At 72.4% G+C, this 22,355-nt stretch carries 21 protein-coding genes; 9 read left to right on the top strand and 12 right to left on the bottom strand.

The window, feature by feature from the left end:
• Positions 1 to 56 precede the first annotated feature (56 nt).
• The 3 genes from ACZ5NH_RS27710 to ACZ5NH_RS27700 all read left to right on the top strand — a co-directional run bounded on the left by ACZ5NH_RS27710 (position 57) and on the right by ACZ5NH_RS27700 (position 4,407).
• Positions 57 to 1,253, top strand: coding sequence for a flavin-containing monooxygenase (locus tag ACZ5NH_RS27710; protein WP_468778951.1), 1,197 nt, complete (start codon positions 57 to 59; stop codon positions 1,251 to 1,253).
• Positions 1,254 to 1,402: 149 nt separating this feature from the next.
• A complete protein-coding gene (locus tag ACZ5NH_RS27705) occupies positions 1,403 to 3,625 on the top strand; it encodes an acetate--CoA ligase family protein (RefSeq protein WP_468778949.1) in 2,223 nt (740 codons plus the stop codon).
• On the top strand, positions 3,622 to 4,407 hold the full coding sequence (locus ACZ5NH_RS27700) for an enoyl-CoA hydratase/isomerase family protein (RefSeq protein ID WP_468778947.1): 786 nt from the start codon (positions 3,622 to 3,624) through the stop codon (positions 4,405 to 4,407). Before ACZ5NH_RS27705 ends, ACZ5NH_RS27700 begins: the two co-directional genes overlap by 4 nt.
• Positions 4,408 to 4,410: 3 nt before the next feature.
• Here ACZ5NH_RS27700 and ACZ5NH_RS27695 read toward each other — a convergent pair whose 3' ends face one another.
• Positions 4,411 to 4,533 (bottom strand): hypothetical protein, encoded by a 123-nt coding sequence (locus tag ACZ5NH_RS27695; protein WP_468778946.1) that lies wholly within the window; start codon positions 4,531 to 4,533, stop codon positions 4,411 to 4,413.
• Positions 4,534 to 4,565: 32 nt separating this feature from the next.
• Here ACZ5NH_RS27695 and ACZ5NH_RS27690 point away from each other — a divergent pair, with 32 nt between their 5' ends.
• Entirely contained in the window at positions 4,566 to 5,162 is a 597-nt protein-coding gene (locus ACZ5NH_RS27690) for a flavin reductase family protein (protein WP_468778945.1), read from the top strand.
• Positions 5,163 to 5,478: 316 nt separating this feature from the next.
• Here the strand turns inward: ACZ5NH_RS27690 and ACZ5NH_RS27685 are convergent, their stop codons facing one another.
• Complete coding sequence (locus ACZ5NH_RS27685) at positions 5,479 to 6,789, bottom strand: MFS transporter (protein WP_468778943.1); 1,311 nt, start codon at positions 6,787 to 6,789, stop codon at positions 5,479 to 5,481.
• Between the two features lie 71 nt (positions 6,790 to 6,860).
• On the opposite strand from ACZ5NH_RS27685, the gene ACZ5NH_RS27680 reads away from it, so the two are divergent.
• A complete protein-coding gene (locus tag ACZ5NH_RS27680; protein ID WP_388630426.1) occupies positions 6,861 to 7,877 on the top strand; it encodes a GlxA family transcriptional regulator in 1,017 nt (338 codons plus the stop codon).
• On the opposite strand, the gene ACZ5NH_RS27675 is transcribed toward ACZ5NH_RS27680, so the two are convergent.
• The 3 genes from ACZ5NH_RS27675 to ACZ5NH_RS27665 form a co-directional block, all read right to left on the bottom strand.
• A complete protein-coding gene (locus ACZ5NH_RS27675) occupies positions 7,867 to 8,919 on the bottom strand; it encodes a Zn-dependent alcohol dehydrogenase (protein ID WP_468778940.1) in 1,053 nt (350 codons plus the stop codon). The two genes, ACZ5NH_RS27680 and ACZ5NH_RS27675, sit on opposite strands and share 11 nt — an antisense overlap.
• The gene (locus ACZ5NH_RS27670; RefSeq protein ID WP_468778939.1) at positions 8,919 to 10,067 is read right to left on the bottom strand and encodes an acyl-CoA dehydrogenase family protein; all 1,149 of its coding nucleotides are present in this window, start codon (positions 10,065 to 10,067) and stop codon (positions 8,919 to 8,921) included. The genes ACZ5NH_RS27675 and ACZ5NH_RS27670 overlap by 1 nt, the downstream gene beginning before the upstream one ends.
• A gap of 113 nt (positions 10,068 to 10,180) precedes the next feature.
• Positions 10,181 to 11,092, bottom strand: a complete 912-nt coding sequence (locus ACZ5NH_RS27665; protein WP_468778937.1) for an SDR family NAD(P)-dependent oxidoreductase — start codon at positions 11,090 to 11,092, stop codon at positions 10,181 to 10,183.
• An 86-nt stretch (positions 11,093 to 11,178) separates the two neighbouring features.
• Between ACZ5NH_RS27665 and ACZ5NH_RS27660 the strand changes: the two genes are divergently transcribed.
• Complete coding sequence (locus ACZ5NH_RS27660; RefSeq protein WP_451552884.1) at positions 11,179 to 12,105, top strand: cyclase family protein; 927 nt, start codon at positions 11,179 to 11,181, stop codon at positions 12,103 to 12,105.
• Between the two features lie 261 nt (positions 12,106 to 12,366).
• Here ACZ5NH_RS27660 and ACZ5NH_RS27655 read toward each other — a convergent pair whose 3' ends face one another.
• From ACZ5NH_RS27655 to ACZ5NH_RS27640, 4 genes are all read right to left on the bottom strand, one after another.
• A complete protein-coding gene (locus ACZ5NH_RS27655; RefSeq protein WP_468779052.1) occupies positions 12,367 to 12,957 on the bottom strand; it encodes an ATP-binding protein in 591 nt (196 codons plus the stop codon).
• Between the two features lie 552 nt (positions 12,958 to 13,509).
• Complete coding sequence (locus tag ACZ5NH_RS27650) at positions 13,510 to 14,448, bottom strand: acyl-CoA dehydrogenase family protein (protein WP_468778936.1); 939 nt, start codon at positions 14,446 to 14,448, stop codon at positions 13,510 to 13,512.
• 2 nt (positions 14,449 to 14,450) lie between these two features.
• On the bottom strand, positions 14,451 to 15,584 hold the full coding sequence (locus tag ACZ5NH_RS27645) for an acyl-CoA dehydrogenase family protein (protein WP_468778934.1): 1,134 nt from the start codon (positions 15,582 to 15,584) through the stop codon (positions 14,451 to 14,453).
• Positions 15,584 to 16,777: an amidohydrolase family protein gene (locus ACZ5NH_RS27640; RefSeq protein ID WP_388630448.1), complete on the bottom strand. Its 1,194-nt coding sequence runs from the start codon at positions 16,775 to 16,777 to the stop codon at positions 15,584 to 15,586. The genes ACZ5NH_RS27645 and ACZ5NH_RS27640 overlap by 1 nt, the downstream gene beginning before the upstream one ends.
• A gap of 89 nt (positions 16,778 to 16,866) precedes the next feature.
• Here ACZ5NH_RS27640 and ACZ5NH_RS27635 point away from each other — a divergent pair, with 89 nt between their 5' ends.
• Positions 16,867 to 18,372: a class I adenylate-forming enzyme family protein gene (locus ACZ5NH_RS27635; protein ID WP_468778932.1), complete on the top strand. Its 1,506-nt coding sequence runs from the start codon at positions 16,867 to 16,869 to the stop codon at positions 18,370 to 18,372.
• 14 nt (positions 18,373 to 18,386) lie between these two features.
• Here the strand turns inward: ACZ5NH_RS27635 and ACZ5NH_RS27630 are convergent, their stop codons facing one another.
• The 3 genes from ACZ5NH_RS27630 to ACZ5NH_RS27620 form a co-directional block, all read right to left on the bottom strand.
• A complete protein-coding gene (locus ACZ5NH_RS27630; protein WP_468778930.1) occupies positions 18,387 to 18,863 on the bottom strand; it encodes a hypothetical protein in 477 nt (158 codons plus the stop codon).
• Positions 18,864 to 18,903: 40 nt separating this feature from the next.
• Positions 18,904 to 19,416, bottom strand: coding sequence for an EF-hand domain-containing protein (locus ACZ5NH_RS27625; RefSeq protein WP_388630457.1), 513 nt, complete (start codon positions 19,414 to 19,416; stop codon positions 18,904 to 18,906).
• 187 nt (positions 19,417 to 19,603) lie between these two features.
• Positions 19,604 to 19,978 carry an STAS domain-containing protein gene (locus ACZ5NH_RS27620; RefSeq protein WP_468778928.1) on the bottom strand — a complete coding sequence of 125 codons (375 nt, stop codon included), beginning with the start codon at positions 19,976 to 19,978 and terminating at the stop codon, positions 19,604 to 19,606.
• A 341-nt stretch (positions 19,979 to 20,319) separates the two neighbouring features.
• On the opposite strand from ACZ5NH_RS27620, the gene ACZ5NH_RS27615 reads away from it, so the two are divergent.
• Together ACZ5NH_RS27615 and ACZ5NH_RS27610 are read left to right on the top strand one after the other, a co-directional pair.
• Positions 20,320 to 20,892: a sigma-70 family RNA polymerase sigma factor gene (locus tag ACZ5NH_RS27615; RefSeq protein WP_451552891.1), complete on the top strand. Its 573-nt coding sequence runs from the start codon at positions 20,320 to 20,322 to the stop codon at positions 20,890 to 20,892.
• Positions 20,889 to 22,319: a maleylpyruvate isomerase mycothiol-dependent enzyme family protein gene (locus tag ACZ5NH_RS27610; RefSeq protein WP_468778926.1), complete on the top strand. Its 1,431-nt coding sequence runs from the start codon at positions 20,889 to 20,891 to the stop codon at positions 22,317 to 22,319. The genes ACZ5NH_RS27615 and ACZ5NH_RS27610 overlap by 4 nt, the downstream gene beginning before the upstream one ends.
• Positions 22,320 to 22,355: the final 36 nt, after the last annotated feature.

The raw sequence follows: 22,355 nt of genomic DNA, 5'->3' as shown, positions 1-22,355 counted from the left end.
CCAATTCCGGTCTTGACCGAGACCCATCAACCGGGTGCGTGATTACGCTCCCGAGCATGGCCGACTCCCGTTCCGCTTCCGTGCAGCTCTCCGCCACGCCCGCCGACCGCCCGGTCTACGTCATCGGCGCCGGTCCGGGCGGCCTGGCCGCCGCGTACGCACTGCGGGCGCGGGGCATACGGGCCGTGGTGCTGGAGAAGGCCGACCACGTGGGCACCTCCTGGCGCGGCCACTACGACCGGCTGCGTCTGCACACCACCCGGCGGCTGTCCGCGCTGCCCGGCCTGAAGATCCCCCGGAAGTTCGGGCGCTGGGTGTCCCGCGACAACGTGGTGCGCTATCTGGAGAAGTACGCCGAGCACCACGAGCTGGAGATCGTCACCGGCGTGGAGGTCTTCCGCGTCGAGCGGACCGCCGACGGCACCGGCTGGCTGCTGCACGCCTCCGGCGGTCGCGAGCTGACCGGCAGCGCGGTGGTCGTCGCCACCGGCTACAACCACACCCCGCACATCCCTGACTGGCCGGGCCTGGCGGAGTACGGCGGGGAGTTCCTGCACGCCGGCGCCTACCGCAACGCCGAGCCGTACACGGGCCGGGACGTCCTGGTCGTCGGCGTCGGCAACACCGGCGCCGAGATCGCCGTGGACCTGGTGGAGGGCGGTGCGGCGCGGGTGCGGCTGGCGGTGCGCACGGTCCCGCACCTCGTGCGCCGTACGACGCTCGGCTGGCCCGCGCAGTACTCGGGCGTCCTGGTACGGCGGCTGCCGGTGGGACTCGTCGACCGGCTGTGCCGGCTGCAGGCGAAGGCGGGCGTACCGGACCTGTCCGCGCACGGCCTGCCCCGCCCGGACACCGGGCTGTACAGCAGGGTGAAGGAGGGTGCCATCCCCGTGCAGGACGTCGGTCTGATCGACGCCGTGCGCAAGGGGAAGGTGGAGATCGTGGCCGCCGTCGAGTCCTTCGAGGACGGGAACCCGGGGAAGGTCGTCCTCGCCGACGGCGGCAGGATCGAGCCGGACGCGGTGATCGCGGCGACCGGGTACACGCGGGCACTGGAGGGCCTGGTCGGGCATCTCGGGGTGCTGGACGGGCGTGGCAGGCCGGTGGTGCAGGGCGGCCGTGCGCCGGCGCAGGCGCCCGGTCTGTACTTCACCGGGTTCACCAACCCGATCAGCGGGATGTTGCGGGAGATGGCGCTCGACGCCGGGCGGATCGCGAAGGCGGCGGCCAGACATCTGCGCACCCGCCGGTGATTCCGCCGCTCCGCACCCGCCGGTGACTCCCACCGCCCGCACCCGCCGGTAACTTTGCTCGGTCCGACCAGTTCCTGACACTACGTCAGTTCCAGTAATCTGACAGAACGTCAGTTTACTTGTGCTGTCTCACAGGAGCGGGCGGACCGATGCTTGGATCAACCCACGGCACCCTCACCACCGACTCCCGCCGGGCCCGCGTCATCGCGTGCGGCGAGCAGCGGCCCGGACCCGTCGTCCACGACCGGGTCGACGACCTGGACGTCAGCGGGCGGCCGCTGTACGCGGACGTCCCCGACCTGACCCGCTTCTTCCGGCCCGAGTCGGTCGCCGTGATCGGCGCCTCGGACGCGGAGGGACGCCCGAACACCGGGATCACCCGGCAGCTGCTGGCCTGGGCCGAGCGGGTGGGGGCGCGGGTGTATCCGGTGCATCCGTCCCGCCCCTCGGTCTTCGGCATCCCGTGCGCCACCTCGGTCGCCGAACTGCCGCCCGGCCAGGTCGACCTGGCCGTGCTGCTGGTGGCCGACCCGCTGCCGGTGATCGAGGAACTGGCCGAAGCGAAGGTGAGGTTCGCGGTCGCCTTCGCCTCCGGGTTCGCCGAGACGGGCGAGGCGGGCGCCGAGGCACAGCAGCGGCTCACGGACGCCGTACGCCGCTCGGGGATCCGGCTCCTCGGCCCGAACACCAATCTCAACGCCTTCGAGCACTTCCGGGAGGACCTGACCGGCCCGGCGATCGCGCTGATCACTCAGTCGGGCCACCAGGGCCGCCCGGTGTTCTCGCTCCAGGAGCTGGGCATCCGCCTCTCCCACTGGGCGCCCACCGGCAACGAGGCCGACCTGGAGACCGCCGACTTCCTGTCCTGGTTCGCCGAGCAGCCCGAGGTCGGTGCCGTCGCCTGCTATGTGGAGGGCCTGAAGGACGGCCGCGCCTTCCTGCTGGCCGCCGACCGGGCCGCCCGCCGCGGGGTGCCGGTGGTCGCGGTGAAGGTGGGCCGCACCGAGACCGGCGCGCGTACGGCCGCCTCGCACACCGGCAAGCTCACCGGCGCCGACGACGTGGTGGACGCGGCGATGCGCCAGTTCGGGGTCGTACGGGTCGACGGTCTCGACGAACTCCAGGACACCGCAGCCCTGTTGGCGCGGGCGCGGGCGCCGCTGGCGGAGGGGGTCGCGGTGTACTCGATCTCCGGCGGCACCGGCGCGCATGCCGCCGACCTCGCCACCGCCGCCGGACTCCACCTCCCCCGCCTGTCCGAGGCCAGGCAGGCCGAGCTGCACCAGTGGATACCGGAGTACCTGAGCGTGGCGAACCCGGTGGACAACGGCGGGCATCCGGTGGGCGACTGGCGCGGCCGGAAGATCGTCGACGCGATCCTCGCCGACCCGTCCATCGGCGTCCTGATCTGCCCGGTCACCGGCCCGTTCCCGCCGCTGAGCGACAAGCTCGTGACGGACCTGGTCGAGGCGGCCGAGGAGACGGACAAGCTGGTGTGCGTGGTGTGGGGCTCGCCGGTGGGCACGGAGGCGGCCTACCGCGAGGTCCTGCTGGGCTCCTCCCGTGTGGCCACCTTCCGCACGGTGGGCAACTGCCTCAAGGCGGTGCGCGCCTGGCTGGACCACCACCGCTTCGTGAGCGACTACCGCTCCCCCTTCGACGAGGCCCCCCGCACCCCCTCTCCCTCCTTCCGCAAGGCCGAGGCCCTGATGCGCCCCGGTCAGCAGCTCAGCGAGCACGGGGCCAAGCAACTGCTGCGCGCCTACGGCATCCGGGTGCCGCGCGAACAGCTGGTGACCAGCGCGGCGGCGGCCGTACGGGCGGCGGCGCAGGTCGGCTACCCGGTGGTGATGAAGGCCTCCGGCGCCCAGATCGCCCACAAGACCGAACTGGGCCTGGTGAAGATCGGTCTGACCTCGGCCAGCCAGGTCAGGGACGCCTACCGCGAGCTGACCGACATCGCGCGCTACGAAGGTGTCTCGCTGGACGGGATCCTGGTGTGCCAGATGGTCGAACAGGGCGTGGAGATGGTTCTCGGGATGACCCACGACGACCTGTTCGGCCCGACGGTGACGGTGGGCCTCGGCGGGGTCCTGGTGGAGGTCCTGCACGACGCGGCGGTCCGGGTGCCGCCGTTCGGCGAGGACCAGGCCCGGGCCATGCTCGCCGAGCTCCGCGGCCGGGCCCTGCTGGACGGCGTCCGGGGCCGACCGCCGGCCGACCGGGACGCGCTGGTGGAGGTGATCCTGCGGGTCCAGCGGATGGCGCTCGAACTGGGCGAGCACATCGCCGAGTTGGACATCAACCCGCTGATGGTGCTGCCCCGGGGGCAGGGCGCGGTGGCGCTGGACGCGCTGGTGGTGTGCCGATGAGCGAGCTGGAGACCGAGCGGAGCGAGCAGGTCGCCCACCTCACCCTGAACCGTCCCGACTCCCTCAACGCCCTCACGCCCGCGATGAGGGACGAGCTGATCGACCGCCTTGCCGAGGCATCCGCTGCCCCGGACATCCGGGTGGTGGTCCTGACCGGCAGGGGGCGCGGGTTCTGCGCGGGCGCGGACCTGAGAGGCGGCGGCACCGGTGGCGACCGGCTGCCCGGCGACGTGGCCCGGATGCTGCGCCGGGGCGCCCAACGCCTGATCGCGGCGGTCCTGGACTGCGAGAAACCGGTGATCGCCGCCGTGAACGGCACGGCGGCGGGCCTCGGCGCGCACCTGGCGTTCGCCTGCGACCTGGTCCTGGCCGCCGAGTCGGCCCGCTTCATCGAGGTGTTCGTACGGCGGGGCCTGGTACCGGACGCCGGCGGCGCGTACCTGCTCCCCCGCCTGCTGGGCCCCCACCGGGCGAAGGAGCTGATGTTCTTCGGCGACGCGGTGCCGGCGGCTGACGCACGGCGGCTGGGGCTGGTCAACCGGGTCGTACCGGACGGGGAGCTGGAGAAGACGGCCCGCGAGTGGGCCGCCCGCCTGGCGTCCGGCCCCTCCCGCGCCCTGGCCCTGACCAAGCACCTGGTGAACACTTCCCTGGAGTCGGACCGGGCCACCGCCTTCGCCGCGGAGGCCTGGGCTCAGGAGCTCAACATGGCGACCGAGGACGCCCAGGAGGGACTGCGGGCGTTCGCGGAACGCCGGGCGGCGCGGTTCCGGGGGCGGTGAGGGTCAGTCCTCGGCGCGGTCCAGGGTGCGGAGGGTGCCCGCGTCCGGGTCGCCGAAGAGGACGTACAGCTGGGGGGCGGGCTCGGTGCCGCTGACGGACCAGCGGGTGTCCTCGCAGGCTTCCAATCTGACGCTCCGTCAGCTTCAATGGAGGCGTGATGGGACACGCAGGGGCGGCGGCCGCCGCCGTCCGGTATCTGGGGCGCAGGCCAGTGGAGCCGTTGCCGCGGCCGGAGTTGCGGTGCGTGCGGGAGGACGAGCGGGCGCCGGTGGAGCCGGGTGAGTTCCGGCGGGTGCTGGGGAGCTTCGCGAGCGGGGTGACCGTGATCACGGCACCGGCCGCCGACGGAGAGGTCGGCCCCGCGGGTTTCGCCTGCCAGAGCTTCGCCTCCCTCTCCCTCGAACCGCCCCTGGTCTGCTTCATGGTGGGCCGTACGTCCACCACCTGGCCCCGGATCGCCCGCGCGGGCGTCTTCTGCGTCAACGTGCTCAGCGCCTGCCAGGGCGAACTGTGCCGGGCCTTCGCGGTGAGCGGCGCGGACAAGTTCGCGGGCGTGGCGTACGACACGGCGCCCGCCTCCGGCTCCCCGCGCCTGGCCGGCTCCGCCGCCTGGATCGACTGCACCGTCCACGCCGTGCACACCGGGGGCGACCACCTGATCGTCGTGGGCCGGGTGGACGCGCTCGGAGCGGAGGATCCGGCCGAGCCGCTGGTCTTCCATCGCGGGCGGTTCGCCCGGATCAGCCACCCCTAGGTCCCGTCCCGCGGTTCACCGGGAGCGGGCGCTTCCGACACGGCTGCCGGTCCGCGCCCCGAGCGCCTTGCCCGGCGTAGGCCATGGTGCGGTGAACACCGGGTCGGGCCCGCGGACTGGCTGTCGCCGCGGCCCGAGGGCGCCTGCCGCTCCGACTGGCCCGCTTCCTGGACTGGGCTCATCACGCCGGACTCCTCCGCGTCGCAGGCAACTCGTACCAGTTCCGGCACATCGAGTTCCAGAGGCGGCTGGTGCGGGACGGCGGCGAGCGGGACTGAGTTCGGGTTCGCGCGGCTTTCTCCCCCTGTCAGGCGCCTCAGGACACGGCGGCCACCGGAGCCGACGGAGCCGTCCGGCGGATCACCAGGGACATCAGGGCCGCCGCCGCGCACAGCGTGCCGGAGGCGTACCAGACGAGGTCGTAGGTGCCGAAGACGTCCCGGGCGAGGCCGCCGAGGTAGGCGACGAGGGCCGCGCCGACCTGGTGGGAGGCGAGCACCCAGCCGAAGACGATGGCGCTGTCCTCGCCGAACTGCTCCCGGCACAGGGCGAGGGTCGGCGGGACGGTGGCCACCCAGTCCAGGCCGTAGAAGACGATGAAGAACAGCATCGGGGGATGGACCGCGGGGCCCAGGAGCATGGGGAGGAAGACGAGGGAGATGCCACGCAGGGCGTAGTACACGGCCAGCAGACGGCGCGGTTCGAAGCGGTCGGTGAACCAGCCGGAGGCGATCGTGCCGACCACGTCGAACACGCCGATGACCGCGAGCAGCGAGGCGGCCGTCGTGACGGGCATGCCGTGGTCGTGCTCGGCGGGCACGAAGTGGGTCTGGATCAGGCCGTTGGTGGAGGCGCCGCAGATCGCGAAGGTGCCGGCGAGCAGCCAGAAGGTGCCGGTGCGCACAGAGGTCGAGAGGACCTTCAGCGTGCGGCGGGCGGCACCGGTCACCGGCGCGGGCTTGGGCACGAACTCGCGTGCGCCGTACGGCTTCTGCCCGACGTCGGCCGGGTGGTCGCGCAGCAGGATCCAGACGAAGGGGACCACGGCCAGAGCGGCCAGGGACACCGTCACGGCGGCCGGGCGCCAGCCGTGGTGCTCGGTCAGCCAGGACAGCACCGGCAGGAAGATCAGCTGCCCGGAGGCGGACGCCGCGGTCAGGATGCCGCTGACCAGGCCGCGCCGCTCGGTGAACCAGCGGTTGGTGACCGTCGCCGCGAACGCGAGGGCCATCGAGCCGGAGCCGAGGCCGACCAGCAGTCCCCAGCACAGCCACAGCTGCCAGGCCGCCGTCATCCACACGGTCAGGCCCGAGCCGGCCGCGATCACGGTCAGCGCGGCGGCGACCACCCGGCGGATGCCGAAGCGGTCCATCAGCGCGGCGGCGAAGGGCGCGGTGAGGCCGTAGAGGGCGAGGTTGATGGAGACGGCCGCGCCGATCGTGCCGCGCGACCAGCCGAACTCCTGGTGCAGCGGGTCGATGAGCAGGCCGGGCAGGGAGCGGAAGGCGGCCGCACCGATGATCGTGACGAAGGTGACGGCGGCGACGAACCACGCCCGGTGCACACGGCGGCGCCGGGCGGGCGGGGCGGCCTGGACGGGGGCTGCGGCTGGGCTTGTCTGAGTCACGTCATACAGCGTGCTTTTTTCATGAGCACACAACGAGTGGCCCAAAGGACAGCATTCGTTAGGATCGGGCCATGACTGCTGTCAGTGAGGAGCCCGAGGAAGCCGCGGGCTTCCGTCCGCACCGGATCGCCGTCCTCGCCCTCGACGGCCTGCTCCCCTTCGAGCTGGGCATTCCGCACCGCATCTTCGGCCGCCCCAAGGACGGGCACGGCCGGCGCCTGTACGAGGTGCTGACCTGCTCGGTACGGCCGCCCGGCCCGGTCGAGACCGACGCCGACTTCGCCGTGCACGTCCCGAACGGCCCGGAGGCGCTGGCCGGCGCCGACACGGTGATCGTCCCGGCGTCGTACGAGCTCGGTCCGGTCTTCGAGGAGGGCCGGCTGACCGAGGAGCTGGCCGCCGCCCTCGCCGGCATCCGCCCGGGCACCCGGCTCGCCTCCATCTGCACCGGCGTCTACGTCCTCGCCGCCGCCGGATACCTCGACGGCCGCCCGGCGACCACGCACTGGGCCGACGCCGAGCGTTTCCAGCGCATGTTCCCGCGGGTCAAGGTGGACGCGGACGTGCTGTTCATCGACGACGGCGACGTGCTCACCTCGGCCGGGGTGGCCGCCGGGATCGACCTGTGCCTGCACATGGTGCGCCGCGACTTCGGTACGGCGGTCGCCAACGAGGTGGCCCGGCGCACGGTCGTACCCCCGCACCGCGACGGCGGCCAGGCCCAGTACATCGAACGCCCGCTCCCCGACCCGCAGTTGTCGACCACGACCGCCGCCCGCGCCTGGGCGCTCGGCCGCCTGCACGAGCCGATCCAGCTGCGGGACATGGCCGGGCAGGAGGCCATGTCGGTCCGCACCTTCACCCGCCGCTTCCGTGAGGAGGTCGGGATCAGCCCCGGGCAGTGGCTCACCCAGCAGCGCGTGGAACGCGCCCGCCAACTGCTGGAGACCACCGACCTCTCCATCGACCAGGTGGCCCGCGAGGCGGGCTTCGGCACGGCCCAGTCGATGCGCCAGCACCTCCAGCAGGCGCTCGGGGTGACCCCGACGGCGTACCGGCGGACCTTCCGGACCGGCGTCAGAACGTGAGCACCGCCCGGGCCACCCGCCCCGCCTCGGCGTCCGCGCGGGCCTTGGCGAAGTCCTCCACGGGGTACACCGCCGTCACCAACTCGTCGAGCAGCAGACGGCCTTGGCGGTACAGCTCGGCGTACAGGGCGATGTCCCGCTGGGGTCGCGAGGAACCGTAGCGACAGCCCAGGACGGACTTGTCCAGGTAGAGGGAGGAGACCAGGAAGGACGCCTCGGCGGCGGCCGGCGGCACGCCCAGCAGGACGGCCTGCCCGTGCCGGTCGAGGAGGTCGATCGCCTGCCGGATCAGCTCCACCCGGCCCACGCACTCGAAGACGTGGTCGGCGCCCGTGGGCAGGATGTCCTTGACGCCCTCCGTCGAGGTCAGGAAGTCGGTCGCGCCGAACTGCCGGGCCATCTCCTCCTTGGCCGGGTTGGCGTCCACGGCGACGATCCTCAGCGCCCCCGCGAGCCGCGCCCCCTGCAGCACGTTCAGCCCGATTCCACCGGTGCCGATGACGACGACACTGTCCCCCCGGTCCACCCGTGCCCGGTTCAGCACGGCACCCACGCCCGTGAGCACCCCGCACCCGATCAGCGCGGCCGACTCCAGGGGGATGTCCTTGGGGATCCGCACCGCCTGCACGGCCTTGACGACCGTGCGTTCGGCGAAGGCGGAGTTGGCGGCGAACTGGTGAACCAGGTCGGCCGCGCCCCGCGTGAACGGCTTCCCCGGGCGCCCGATGGCCTGTCGGCACATCGTCGGCCGGCCCCGGTCGCACTCCGCGCACGTGCCGCAGTTGGCGAGCGTGGACAGCGCCACATGGTCGCCGGGCGCGACATGGGTGACGCCCGCGCCGACCGCCTCCACCACCCCCGCCCCCTCGTGCCCCAGCACCACCGGCACCGGGAACGGAATGGTGCCGTCCACCACGGACAGATCGCTGTGGCACAGCCCGGCCGCCGCGATCGCCACCAGCACCTCGCCGGGCCCCGGCTCCCGCACCGCGAGATCGTCGACCACCTGCACCTGCTTGCCGTCGAACACCACTCCACGCATCACGCGGCCCCCTTGGGCTCTCTGGGCAGGCCGAGCACACGCTCGGCGATGATCGTGCGCTGGACCTGGTCCGAGCCGCCGTAGATGGTGTCGGCCCGGGAGAAGAGGAACAGATGCTGATCCGCGCCGAGTTCGTACGGCGCCGAGGGCGACCAGTCCGCGGGACCGACGGTGGCCGCCGCGCCCCTCACCTGCATCGCCAGCTCGCCGAGCCGCTGGTGCCAGCCGGCCCAGAGCAGCTTGGCCACGCTGGGCCCGCCGGGGTCGGCCGAGCCGCCAAGGGTGCGCAGGGCGTGCCGGCGCATGGTCCGCAGCTCGGCCCACTGCCGCACGAGCCGCGATCGCAGGACCGGATCCGCCGCCGCCCCCGTCTCCACGGCCACCCGTACGACCTGGGCCAACTCCTCGGCGAACCCGATCTGCTGGGCGAGGGTGGACACCCCGCGCTCGAACCCGAGCAGACTCATGGCCACCGACCACCCCCGCCCCTCCCCTCCCACGACGTGCTCCACGCGCGCGTGCGCCCCGTCGAAGAAGACCTCGTTGAAGTCGCTGGTGCCGGTCATCTGCCGGATCGGGCGCACCTCGATGCGACCGGGCTGGTCCATGGGAACGAGCAGGAAGCCGAGCCCGTGGTGCCGCCTGGACTCCGGATCGGTACGGGCCAGCACGAAACACCAGTCGGCCTCGTGCGCGAGCGAGGTCCAGATCTTCTGCCCGCTGATCCGGTAGCGGTCCCCTTCCCGGACCGCCACCGTCCGCACCCCGGCCAGGTCCGACCCGGCCCCGGGCTCGCTGTACCCCTGGCACCACAGCTCCTCACCGGCCGCGACGGGCGGCAGGAAGCGGGCCTTCTGCTCGTCGGTGCCGTGCGCGATGAGGGTGGGGGCCAGCAGGTTCTCCCCGATGTGCCCGGAGCGCGGGGGCGCGACCGACCGCGCGTACTCCTCGGCCCAGACGACCTGCTGGGTGAGGGTGGCGCTGCGGTTGCCGTATCCCGGCTCGGGCCAGCCGAGACCTATCCAGCCGGCTTTGCCGAGGGTGCGTTCCCAGGTACGGCGGTCTGTGCCTGGGTCGGCGTTCGCCGTCAGCCATGCGCGGGCCTCGGCACGAAAGTCCTCGTCCCCTTGACCGAACCCGAAATCCATATGTGGACCACCTTCGAATTGGGGGCCACGGGGGCGCCCCGTAAGGGGCGCGGGGAACTGCGCGCCAAGCCACAACGCACCCGCAGCCGCCGAATCACAACGCCCCCGAGCCATTAGGCGTTCGGTCGCGAAGAACCCCGCGCCGCCTCTTCCATCGCCAACAGCTGGGACAGCATCGGCATCGGATCCACCCCCACCGACCCAGGCAAAAGCTCCGCTATCTTCTCCGGGGTCCAACCGCCGGAGGCAAACGCGGAACGCAGTTCACGCGGCTGGGCCCACACCGCCAACTTCGGTCCCGCGACGGTGTACACCTGCCCGGTGATGCCCAGCGCAGCGGCCCCGTCGGACAGCAGGTACACCACCAGCGCGGCCACGTCCTCCGGCTCGCCGATCTCCGTCAGCTCCATGGGGACGTTCGCCGACATCCGCGTACGCGCCACCGGCGCCACCGCGTTGGCGGTGACCCCGTACTTGTGCAGACCGAGCGCCGCGCTGCGGACGAGCGAGATGATCCCGCCCTTCGCCGCGCTGTAGTTGGCCTGGGACACCGACCCCTGATGGTTGCCGCTGGTGAACCCGATCAGCGTGCCGGAGCGCTGCCTGCGCATCACCGCGGACGCCGCCCGGAAGACGGTGAACGTGCCCTTGAGATGGGTGGCGAGCACGGGGTCCCACTCCTCCTCGGTCATGTTGAACAGCATGCGTTCGCGCAGGATCCCGGCTACGCACACGACCCCGTCGAGACGGCCGTACGAGGCCAGCGCCACGTCGACGACCCGCTGCCCGCCCGCCATCGTCGAGATGTCGTCGGCTACCGCGACCGCCTCCCCGCCCGCCGCCTCGATCTCCTTGACGACGCCCTCGGCGACCTGACTGGTGGGCGAGGCGCCGTCGACGGAGACGCCGTAGTCGTTGACGACGACCTTCGCCCCCTCGGCGGCGGCCGCCCGCGCGACCGCCCGGCCGATGCCCCGCCCGGCACCCGTCACGGCGACGACCTTTCCTGCCAAGAAGTTCCCCACGACCGGCCCCTTCCCGCGGTTTCTGACGGTCCGTTAGATTCTACGGCGCGTCGGATGCGCGGACACAAGCCCCGGGGAGGCACCGGATGGCACTGCCTGAGGAGTTCCACGAGATCGCGGGGCGCGTGAACAACTGGGGGCGCTGGGGGGCGGACGACGAGATCGGCACGCTGAACCTGATCACCGACGAGGTCGTCCGCGAGGCCGCCGCCTGCGTCCGCACCGGGCGCCGCGTCCCCCTCGCGCTTCCGCTCCGACAGGACGGCGTGCAGACCGGTGTGATACCCGGGCGGGTCAACCCGCTGCACGTGATGGTCCAGATCAACCAGGAACTCTTCGGGCCGGGCACGGTGGCGTGCAGCGACGACGCGGTGACCATGGGCCTGCAGGCCGGCACCCACTGGGACGCCCTCCCGCACGTCTCGCACTCGGGCCGGATCTACAACGGCCGCCCTGCGCACACGGTCACCGCGCACGGCGGTGCGGAGTACAGCGGGATCGACAAGGCGCGGCACATCGTCTCGCGCGGGGTGCTGCTGGACGTGGCACGCGCGCGTGGCGTGGACCGGCTGCCGGGGGGCCACGCGGTGACGCCGGAGGATCTGGCGCGGGCCGAGGAGTTCGGCGGGGTCCGGGTCCGGGCCGGCGACATCGTGCTGGTCCGCACCGGGCAGGTGCAGGTGTATCTGGCCGGGGACAGGCACGGGTACGGCTATCCGTCGCCGGGACTGTCCCTGCGCACCCCGGAGTGGTTCCACGCGCGTGATGTGGCGGCGGTCGCGAACGACACGCTCACTTTTGAGATATTTCCGCCCGAGTCGGAGAATCTGTGGCTGCCCGTGCACGCCCTGGACCTGGTGGAGATGGGGATGCTCCAGGGGCAGAACTGGAATCTCGAAAAGTTGTCCACAGCCTGTGGAGAAGAGGGGCGGTACGCGTTCCTGCTGTCGGCGATGCCCGAGCCGTTCACCGGCGCGACGGGAACGCCGGTGGCACCCGTGGCCGTCCTCTGAGAGCCCCCGCGCGGAGGCGTTGACCGGCCGGCGGCGCGTCTCCCCCACCGTCGCGCGCACGCGCCGCCCACCGGGTGCGACCCACACTCGGCGAGGGCCGCCGTCACCCAGGCCCTCGCCGTCCCCTCGCGGCGAATCGTCGCCCACCAGCGTGATCAGCCAGTCACGGGTCGTCAACGCCGGTACGGGGATTTGTTACGTACGCCCTGTTCGCGGCACCCCGCGCACGGATGCACCCCCGGCGCATCGCCGCGCCGGGTGCTACACCGCCTCGAAGGCGAGACCCTCGTACGCGGACAGTCCGCCCCCGTACGCCATCGCTGCGCTCTCACCGGGCTGGGAACAGCGGTCCAGTTCGCACCAGATGCTCTTGCCGGCACCCTCCGGGCTCCAGCCCCAGCGATCGGCCAGGCAGTCCACCAGGGCCAGGCCACGGCCGCCGGTGGCGTCACCGCCCGCGCAACGCGGCACGGGGGCGCGGGAGCTGCTGTCGGCCACCTCGACGCGCACGGTGGCCACCAGGGGTGTCGTCGGCGCCCCGGCGGTCCCGGCAGGCTCGACGCTTCCGGCCGGCTCGGCCGCCGTATCCGGTCGCTCGGCCGGCTCGGCCGCCGTGCCCGGCAGCTCGGCGGCCTTCCCCGGCGGCTCGGCCGCCGTGCCCGGCAGGGAGAGCCGGAGCACGGCCGCGTGACCGGTGTGCACCACGGCGTTGGTCACCAGTTCGGAGACGAGCAGGATCAGGGTCTCGGCCAGCGGCTCGTCGGCCGCTATCCCGAGTCCGGCGAGCCGCGAGCGGGCCCATCTCCTCGCCCGACCCACCTCCGTGGGATCGGGCCGGATCTCCAGCTGCACTTGAAGCACCTGCACCGCTCACACCATCCGAACCGGCGGACACATGACCCCACGCCACCCGGCCGCCACGACCGCTGCAGCCGCGACGACGATCACGAGGGCCACGATCGTAGCCATTTTCTGCATGGCCAGAACAACGGCCAGAGCAAGGGTCACGGAACGTGATTCCCTTTGGAGACAGCATGGTTGACGTACAGTCACCCCAACAAGCGCTTCGGGCATATTCCAGCGCGAAGGAGTACGCGTGCGGCATACTGTGCGACGCTCGTGCGGGGGAGTCGAACAGGCGCCGGCCGACGCCTTCACCGCCCCGCGAGCAGCGGCGCGCACCGCGCGACCCGGTGCCGCCCCAGGGGCACCGCCGGCCCGGCTCGTGCTCGCAGCCACTCGCATCCCACACAAGGTACCGGAGGGGACCCCTGACTCCGGGCCGTGACGAGCCTGACGAAGGACACAACCCGGTCTCGACGCTCCGTGATACCGGCGTGCCACAATCCGCGACATCCTGGGCCAAGGATTTCCCCCCGGTGCAGTCCAGGGCGGGTCACCGCTTCAGGCGACCAGCCGCGCGGCGAGCAGTTCCTCACTCTCCGTGCTCCCGCCGCCCCGCCATGACCGCACCCAGGCCCGCTTCAGATGCAGATGCACATCCGCCTCCCAGGTGAACCCCATGCCGCCGTGCACCTGAAGGCAGTCCCGGGCACCGCGTACGGCGGCCTCGTCGGCGAGCAGCCGGGCGGCGGCGATGTCGGCCGGGTCACCGGTGACGGCGGCCGCGTACACGGCGGCGCGCGCGGTCTCGGCCCGCACCAGCAGGTCCGCGCACAGATGCTGCACGGCCTGGAAGGCCCCGATCGGCCGCCCGAACTGCTCACGCGCACGGGCGTGTTGCACGGCCAGCTCCTGCACCCGTACGGCGGTGCCGAGCTGCTCGGCGGCGGTGAGGAGGGTGGCGACGGGGTCGGAGGTGCGCGCGCCGGTGCCGTCGGCGTCGGGGGTGCCGGTGCCGTCGGCGTCCGCGGCGCCGGTGCCGGCCGGGGGGCGGGTCGTCCGCGTACGGTGCAGGGGGGTCAGCGGGTCGACGGAACGCAGCGGTACGGCCCCCGCCACCTCCCCACGCACCGCATCCGCCGCCTCCAGCCACTCCACCAGTTCCCCGTCCAGCGCCGCCACCACCGTCTCCCCGGTGGCCGCGCCCGGTACGCGCCCGGCCGCGAGGTGGGTCGCCACGAGCGGTCCGGGAAGCAGTGCCCGGCCCGCCTCCTCGAAGGCCAGCACGGCCTCCGGCAGCCCCAGCCCGACCCCGCCGTCCGCCTCGGGCAGCCGCAGGGCGAAGAACCCCGCGTCCCCGAGCGCCCGCCACAGCTCCCGGTCGAGCCGTCCCGGCGCGTCGACGGCCGCCCGCAGCGCCTCCCGCCCGAACCGCCGGCCCAGCAGCTGCCGTACGCCCGCCTTCAACGCTCGCTGGTCATCGGTGAGTTGGAAACGCACGCTCATCGTCCTTTCGGCAGCCCCAGGATCCGCTCGGCCACGATGTTGCGCTGGATCTGTGAGGTGCCGGCGGCGATGGTGTACGAGAGGGAGGACAGGCGGTCCAGGACCCAGGGCCGGTTCAGGTCGAGGCCGTCGGGGCCCAGGACCTCGGCGGCGGTGTCGTACAGCTCCTGACGCGCGTGGGAGTAGCGGAGTTTGAAGACCGAACCCCCGACCCCCGGCACCCCGCCGTTCGCCTCCGCCTCGCTCACGTTCCACTGGGTCAGCCGCCACAGCGCCCGGAACTCCGCCTCCAGTCGGCCGAGCCGGCGCCGCAGCACGGGATCGTCCCAGCGGCCGTTCTCCCGCGCCTCGCCCGCGAGTTCGGCCAGGACGCGGCGGCAGGCCACCACCTCGCCGACGAAGGCCGTGCCGCGCTCGAAGGACAGGGTCACCATGGTCACCCGCCAGCCGTCGTTCTCCGCGCCGACCCGGTTCGCCACCGGCACCCGCACCTCGTCCAGGAACACCTCCGCGAACTCCGCCGACCCGGCGAGCGTGCGCAGTGGCCGTACGGTGATGCCGGCGGCGTCCATGGGCATCGCGAGCCAGGTGATGCCCCGGTGCCTGGGGGCGTCCGGGTCGGTGCGGACCAGCAGTTCGCACCAGTCGGCTACCTCGGCGTGGGAGGTCCAGATCTTGGACCCGGTGACCACGTAGTCGTCGCCGTCACGCCACGCGCGCGTGCGCAGCGACGCCAGGTCCGATCCCGCGTCCGGTTCGCTGAAGCCCTGGCACCACACCTCCTCGCCGCGCAGGATCGGCGGCAGCCAGCGCGCCCGCTGCCCGGGCGTGCCCTCGGCGGCGATCGTCGGGCCGGCGTGCAGCAGCCCGACGAAACCCGCCCCCACATAGGGCGCGCCCGCTTTCTCCGTCTCCTCCAGGAAGATCAGCCGGGTCGTCGGCGAGGCGTCCCAGTGGACGTCGGCGTACCCGGCCTCGTACAGCATCCGCTGCCAGCCCAGGTCGTACGCCCTGCGCGCGGGCCAGTCGTCGACGGACGGCTTGGCCGGGAGGGTGGGGAGCACCTTGGCGAGCCACTCGCTCAGCCGGGCCCGGAACTCCTCCTCCTCGGGCGTGTACGACAGATCCACTAGCGGTCCAGGTCCAGGCCGAGCATGCGGATGGCGTTGCCCCGCATCAGCTTGTGGACCGTCTCCTCGTCGAGGCCCTTCACATGGTCGAGGGCGACCTCCTTGGTGTGCGGGAAGGTCGAGTCGACGTGGGGGTAGTCGGTCTCGAAGGTGGCGTTGTCCCGCCCCACCACGTCCAGCGAGGCGACCCCGTGCCTGTCGCGGAAGAAGCAGCAGAAGATCTGCCGGTAGTAGTACGTCGACGGCGGCTCGGGAATCAGGTCGCGGACCCCGCCCCAGGCCCGGTGCTCCTCCCAGACGTCGTCGGCGCGCTCCAGGGCGTACGGGATCCAGCCCATCTGCCCTTCGGAGTAGGCGAGCTTGAGCCGGGGGAACCTCACCAGGACCCCGCTGAAGAGGTAGTCCATCATCGAGGCCATCGCGTTGTTGAAGCTGAGCGAGGCCTGGACGGCGGGCGGGGCGTCGGGCGACGCGGCCGGCATCTGGGAGCTGCTGCCGATGTGCATGTTGACGACCGTCCCCGTCTCCTGGCAGACGGCGAAGAACGGGTCCCAGTAGCCGGAGTGGATGGACGGCAGCCCAAGGTGGGTGGGGATCTCGGAGAAGGTCACCGCCCGCACCCCGCGCCCGGCATTGCGCCGGATCTCGGCGACGGCCAGTTCGACGTCCCACAGCGGGATCAGGCACAGCGGGATGAGGCGGCCCCCGCTGTCGCCGCACCACTCCTCCACCATCCAGTCGTTGTAGGCGCGCACGCAGGCGAGCGCGACCTCCTTGTCGTGCGCCTCGGCGAAGGTCTGCCCGCAGAAGCGGGGGAAGGTCGGGAAGCAGAGGCTGGCCTCGACATGGTTGAGGTCCATGTCCGCAAGGCGCGCCTTGGGGTCCCAGCACCCGCGCCGCATCTGCTCCCGGGTGATCCCCTCCAGGGTCATCTCGTCCCGGTCGAAGCCGACGGCGGCGATGTTGCGCTTGTACGGGAACTTCAGGTCCTCGTAGATCCACCAGTCGGTCGGCTGGCCGGCCGGGTCCATGGTGATCTGGTACTTGCCGCCGACGTAGGCCAGTTCCCCGATCCCGGCGGTCAGCGGCTTGGGCCCACGGTCCCGGTACCTGGCCGGCAGCCAGGTCTCGAAGAGATGGGCGGGCTCGATCACATGGTCGTCGACGCTGATGATGCGGGGCAGTTCGGTCATGGGTCCCCTCCTCCGCCGCACGGTACTTATCTGATGGTCCGTCAGATAACATGCTACCTGACGAGACGTCAGCCAAGGAGGGGGCACACGTGAACGACACCCCGCACTCCCTGAGTTCCGCCCGCACGCTGTGGGACCTGGTCGTCCGCCGCGCGGCCCTCACCCCCGACCGCCCGGTCCTCCTTCAGCAGGACCGCGCGCTCACCTTCGGCGCACTGCGGGCGCGTGCCGAGCGGGTGGCGGCGGGCCTGTACGGCATGGGTGTGCGACCCGGCACGGTGGTGGCCTGGCAGCTGCCCACCCGTATCGAGACCGTCGTGCTGTCCTTCGCACTGGCCCGCCTGGGCGCCGTACAGTCCCCGGTGATCCCCTTCTACCGGGACCGGGAGGTCGGCTTCGCCCTGCGCGAGTCGAAGGCGGAGTTCTTCGCGGTCCCGGGGGTGTGGCGGGGGCACGACCACCTGGAGATGGCCCGCCGCCTCGGCGCGAAGGGCGTCTTCGAGGCATACGACACCCTCCCCGACGGCGATCCGTCCGCGCTCCCCGCCCCGCCCGCCGAGGGCACCTCGGTCCGCTGGATCTACTGGACCTCCGGCACCACCTCCGACCCCAAGGGCGTGCTGCACACCGACCGCTCCCTGCTCGCCGGCGGCTCCTGCCTGGCGCATGCGCTGAGATTGGGGGCCGACGACGTGGGCTCGATCGCCTTCCCGTACGCCCACATAGGCGGCCCGGACTACCTGGTGATGCTGCTGCTCTACGGCTTCCCGGCGGTGCTGTTCGAGCACTTCGCACTGCCGGACGCGCTGGCGGAGTACCGGCGGCACGGGGTGACGGTGGCCGGCGGCTCCACGGCCTTCTACTCGATGTTCCTGGCCGAACAACGCAAACAGCCGGGTGAGAAGCTGATCCCGACCCTGCGCCTGCTGGCGGGCGGCGGGGCGCCGAAACCCCCCGAGGTCCACCACTGCGTGGTCCGCGAGCTGGGCGTCCAGCTCGCCCACGGCTACGGCATGACCGAGGTCCCGATGATCACCATGGGCGACCCCCGGGACACCCCGGAGAACCTGGCGACGACCGAGGGCCACCCGCCGGCCGGCATGGAGGTCCGCATCGTCGACGGCGAGATACGGCTGCGCGGCGAGGCCGTCTGCCAGGGTTATCTGGACCCCGCCCAGACCGCCGCCGCCTTCGACCCCGACGGCTTCCTACGCACCGGCGACCTGGGCCGTGTCACGGACTCCGGCCACCTCGTCCTCACCGGCCGACTGAAGGACGTGATCATCCGCAAGGGTGAGAACATCTCGGCCAAGGAGATCGAGGACCTCCTCGCCGCGCACCCGTCGGTCACGGACGCGGCGGTGATCGGCCTGCCGGACGCGGAACGGGGGGAACTGGTCTGCGCGGTCGTCGAACAGCAGCCGGGTGCCGCCGAGTTGACCTTGCCGGAGGTCGTCTCGTACCTGCGCGAAGCCGGTCTGTCCGTGCACAAGCTGCCGGAGCGGCTGGAGGTCGTGGACGCGCTTCCGCGCAACGACACCCTGCGGAAGGTGCTGAAGTACAGGCTGCGGGAGCGGTTCGCCGGCCGACCGTGACACCCCGAGCAGCCTCAGCCGACCGCCTGCCAGGCGTCCTTGCCGATGCCCAGGTCCTCTCGGGCCCGCTCGTGGTACCTGTTCAGGAGGTCGGAGAGCCGGCGCACTGTCGCCGACGCTTCATGCGCGCGCGCCTTTGCCAGGATCTCCCACAGGGCCACATTGACGTCATGGGCCGCCTCGACAGCTTTCGGATCCGCCAGCAGCACCAGCGATTCGAAGAGGGCCGAGCGTCTGCGCTCGCCTTCTTCCATCGTGACCATGAACTCCCTGAGGAGTTCTGAGCCCTCCTCCGCCAGCCAGGAGCGTTTCGCGACGTCGGCCACCTCCTTCACACACACCGCGTACTCGATGTACGTGTCGAGCTTTCGCTGGTCCCAGCGCGTTGCCATGGTGCGCCGGTGCTTGGCGCGTTCCGCCAGGGTGACGGACAGATACGAGGTCAGGGCTCCCACGAGGACGCCGACCAGCGTCACTATCTGACTGATCATGGCTGTGACGGTAATGGCCGGGCACCGCCCGGTACGCGCGTTACTCCGCGACCGTGAAATACCGCGCGAACGCCGGAACGATGTCCGGCTCGGTGATGGTGCCGTCGGAGTCGGTGTCCAGGGCGCGGGCGACGGTGTCGGCGAGGTCGGCCGGGACATGGAGGACGCGCAGGACGCGGGCGGTGTCGGCGACGGTGAGGCGGCCGTCGGCGTCCGGGTCGGCCACCGCGAGCGCCGCGTGCAGGAAAGGGCGGGCGATCTCGGCGAAGCGTTCGGGGTTGTCGCGCAGGCGCTTGACCGCGCCGGTGACGAACTCCTCACGGGTGATGCGCTGGTCGCCGTCCCGGTCGGCGATCCCGGCCATGCCCTGCCAGAACGCCTCCGCACCGGCGTACATTGCCTGACCCTTGTCGGAGCGTGCGGTCACGTCGAACTCGGCGAGGAGCGCCTTGGCCGCCGCGCTGAAGTCCTCGCGGTCGATCCAGCCGTTGCCGTCCTGGTCGAAGGTGGCGAACCGGGCTGCGATCCTGCGCTCGTACTCGGTGCTGACCATGTCTTTCCGTCCGCCTTACGTGTGCGTCGTCCGGGTCGTCCCACGGGTGCGTGGGTGACCTGGCAGCGAGCGTATGACGCGGGTGGCCGTCGGATGGCGGAAATCCGCCGCTTGTGCCAAGACCGGGGGAATTCTGCGACAACAGTGTGGCCGAGTCGCGACGGAGCCGGGCCGCGCGGGCGGCGCGTCAGGCCGAGAGCGGCCCCGCCTCGTCCGTCGTCGCGGACTCGATGTCGGGCCGGACGTCGAAGAGCCGGCGCACGCCGAGCGCGCCAAGGACCCGGTTGACGTGCGAGCCGTCGTCGGCGCCCTGGTCGGGCAGGATGAGCCGGAGCCGGCCCTGGCAGGAGCGGATCAGCCTACGGGCGGCGACGAGGACGCCGACCCCGCTGGAGTCGCAGAAGAAGACGTCCGAGAGGTCCACGACAAGGCTGTGGTGACCCTCTGCGACGACGTCGTGCACACGTTGGCGCAGAACCGGTGAGGTGATCAGGTCCAGTTCCCCGGACACCCGGAGCACGGCCCACTCACCCTGTTCGACGCTGGTCACCTTGAATGCCACGCCCCTGCCCCTCCGCTCGCCGGAACTCCCGGAACCGCCCGGAAACGGAAGCAGTTCCTACGCTTGCTTCCGCGCGGCTGCCCAGCGGCCGTTCCCTGAAACGTCGGGCCACAAACCAGACGTGATCGACAAGGGGCTTTTTTCAGTCACTATCGATCCTGTTCGGTCAGATATGCGCGCCGCTCGTGTGAAGTTTGTGTGAAGGGGGCACTATCACCTGCAGCCCTTCCAGGGGCGCGCATTGACACAAGGGGGCGTGCGCTGTCAGGCGTGCCGACTACATTCGAGACGAGGGTGCAGACAGGCTGGACGGGCCGGACACGGCGAGGGGAGGGGACCGCATGGCCAGCAAGGACGTACCGCCCCGCTGGGACCGCAAGATGCAGCAGCGGCTCGCCCGCGGTGAGGCGGCCGCCCTGGGCGAGCTGTACGACCGCTTCGCCTCGCTGGTGCACGGCCTCGCCCACCGCGTCCTCGGCGACGAGAAGGCCGCCGACACCCTCACCCGCGAGGTCTTCGCCCACCTCTGGCAGCACCCCGAGACCTACGACCCCAAGAAGGGCCCGTTGCGCACCTGGGTCGCCGGGGTCACCCACCGGCTCGCCGTGCAGCGGCTGCGCGACAGCGAGGCCGCCGCGCTGCCGCGGGACGGCGGCGGCTCCCTGGCGGAACTGGAGCGCAGGGTGCGCCGCGCCTCGGTCGCCGCCCGCGCCGACTACATCGTCCACTCCATGCCCGCCCCGCTGCGCGCCGCCCTCGACCTGGCCTACTTCCAGCGCCGCGACTACCGCCAGACCGCCGTCGACCTCGGCGTCACCGAGGACGAGGCCCGCCGCCGGCTCCGCCTCGGCCTGCAGCTGCTGTCCACCGCCCATGACGCCGGGACACCACCGGAACACGGGGGTGCGGTGTGAACGGAGCGGAAGGGTTCGGGGCACGCGACGAGCACGAGGGGCCGGGAGACGAGGAGTGGCGCGAGGGACAGCGCGAGGGGGAGTCGTACGAGAAGGGGCATTCGTGCGAGCGGGACGGCGGCCGGGGTGAGAACGGCCACACCTGTCAGGGCGCGGGCGGCGGCTCGGCGCAGGACCCCCGTGACACCGGTGAGCCCGAGGCGGACCGGCCGACCCGCATACCGCCGCCCCGCGCCTCCGTCGAGGACGGCGAGCGCCCGCTGCCCGACCCCGCCGATCCGGGAGACCTCGCACCCGTGCCGCTCGACCTGCCGCACGACGTCCTGAAGTCGCTCCTCGGCGCCTGGGCGCTGGCCGCCTGCTCGGCGGCGGAGTCGGCCGCCGTCGAGGACCACCTGGGCTTCTGCGGAGGCTGCGCCGACGAGGCCCGCCGGCTGCGCGAGGCGGTCGGCCTGCTGCACCAGCCGGAGAGCCTCGACCTGGACCCGGGACTGCGCACCCGCGTCCTGCAGAGCTGCCTGGAAGGCCGGCCGCCCCGCATCCCGGTCCCCGGGTGGGCCGCGCCCTACGACGCCGAGACCGCGCGCCTGGACGCCCTGCTGCAGGACTTCGGGGACGCGGAGTGGCATGCGCCGGTGCGGCTGCGGTGGTTCGAGGCCGACTCGGCGAAGAGCCGTCGTACGACCGTGGCGGGGGTGATCGCGCACCTGCTGTCCGTGGACGGGCTGGTCGCGCTCGCGCTCGGTCTGGAGGACCCGCTGGCCGACGTCGTCGGCGCGGCCGCGCAGGACGCGGTGGGCCCGGCCGAGCGCACCGAGGCGTTCTGGCGGACCTCGCACTTCCCGCCGACCCGCTCGGTGCGGGGGCCCTGGCGGGAGCAGAGCCACGGCCTGGTGCGGACGGTGTCCTTCACCGGTGGGAACGCGGGCGGGCTGGCGGTGTCGTACGGCGACTTCGAGCTGCCGCTGCACGACGCGATGCTGGACCGGGCCTTCGAGTCCTGGGTGCACGCCGAGGACATCGCGGAGGCGGTGGACTACCCGTACCAGCCGCCCGCGCCGCGCCACCTGAACAGGATGATCGACCTCGCGGCCCGGATGCTGCCCGCCGCGCTGGCCCGGCGCCGGCAGTCCGGGCTGGCTTCCCCGGCCCGCGGCCGCCACCTCGGCCTCGCCGGCGAGCCCGGCCGCAGCCTGCGGCTGGAGATCGAGGGCGCGGCGGGCGGCGAGTGGCTGATCCCGCTGGACTCACCGGCGGCGCTGGCCTCCGCGGACCTGGAGGTGGCCCATGTGGCGCTGGACGGCGTGGAGTTCTGCCGCCTGGCCGCCGGCCGGGTGTCGCCGGAGGAGGCCGCGGTGGGGCAGGTCGGCGACCGGGAGGCGATCAGGGATGTGCTGTTCGCGACGGCGGGGCTGAGCCGGCTGTAGGGGTGGGTCGCGGTTTCGCGGGCGGCCGAACGCCCC

The sequence above is a fragment of the Streptomyces sp. NPDC031426 genome (assembly GCF_055581585.1).
Note: the sequence above shows the minus strand (reverse complement) of the source record. Positions and strands in the feature narration are given on the sequence as shown.

What these genes read in the sequence shown, in the direction of transcription:
- ACZ5NH_RS27680 (WP_388630426.1), top strand. Translation starts at nt 6,861, where the DNA reads ATGACTGCTGTCAGTGAGGAGCCCGAGGAAGCCGCGGGCTTCCGTCCG.
- ACZ5NH_RS27630 (WP_468778930.1), bottom strand. Translation starts at nt 18,863, where the DNA reads ATGATCAGTCAGATAGTGACGCTGGTCGGCGTCCTCGTGGGAGCCCTG.
- ACZ5NH_RS27660 (WP_451552884.1), top strand. Translation starts at nt 11,179, where the DNA reads ATGGCACTGCCTGAGGAGTTCCACGAGATCGCGGGGCGCGTGAACAAC.
- ACZ5NH_RS27625 (WP_388630457.1), bottom strand. Translation starts at nt 19,416, where the DNA reads ATGGTCAGCACCGAGTACGAGCGCAGGATCGCAGCCCGGTTCGCCACC.
- ACZ5NH_RS27640 (WP_388630448.1), bottom strand. Translation starts at nt 16,777, where the DNA reads ATGACCGAACTGCCCCGCATCATCAGCGTCGACGACCATGTGATCGAG.
- ACZ5NH_RS27705 (WP_468778949.1), top strand. Translation starts at nt 1,403, where the DNA reads ATGCTTGGATCAACCCACGGCACCCTCACCACCGACTCCCGCCGGGCC.
- ACZ5NH_RS27675 (WP_468778940.1), bottom strand. Translation starts at nt 8,919, where the DNA reads ATGCGTGGAGTGGTGTTCGACGGCAAGCAGGTGCAGGTGGTCGACGAT.
- ACZ5NH_RS27710 (WP_468778951.1), top strand. Translation starts at nt 57, where the DNA reads ATGGCCGACTCCCGTTCCGCTTCCGTGCAGCTCTCCGCCACGCCCGCC.
- ACZ5NH_RS27690 (WP_468778945.1), top strand. Translation starts at nt 4,566, where the DNA reads ATGGGACACGCAGGGGCGGCGGCCGCCGCCGTCCGGTATCTGGGGCGC.
- ACZ5NH_RS27670 (WP_468778939.1), bottom strand. Translation starts at nt 10,067, where the DNA reads ATGGATTTCGGGTTCGGTCAAGGGGACGAGGACTTTCGTGCCGAGGCC.
- ACZ5NH_RS27700 (WP_468778947.1), top strand. Translation starts at nt 3,622, where the DNA reads ATGAGCGAGCTGGAGACCGAGCGGAGCGAGCAGGTCGCCCACCTCACC.
- ACZ5NH_RS27615 (WP_451552891.1), top strand. Translation starts at nt 20,320, where the DNA reads ATGGCCAGCAAGGACGTACCGCCCCGCTGGGACCGCAAGATGCAGCAG.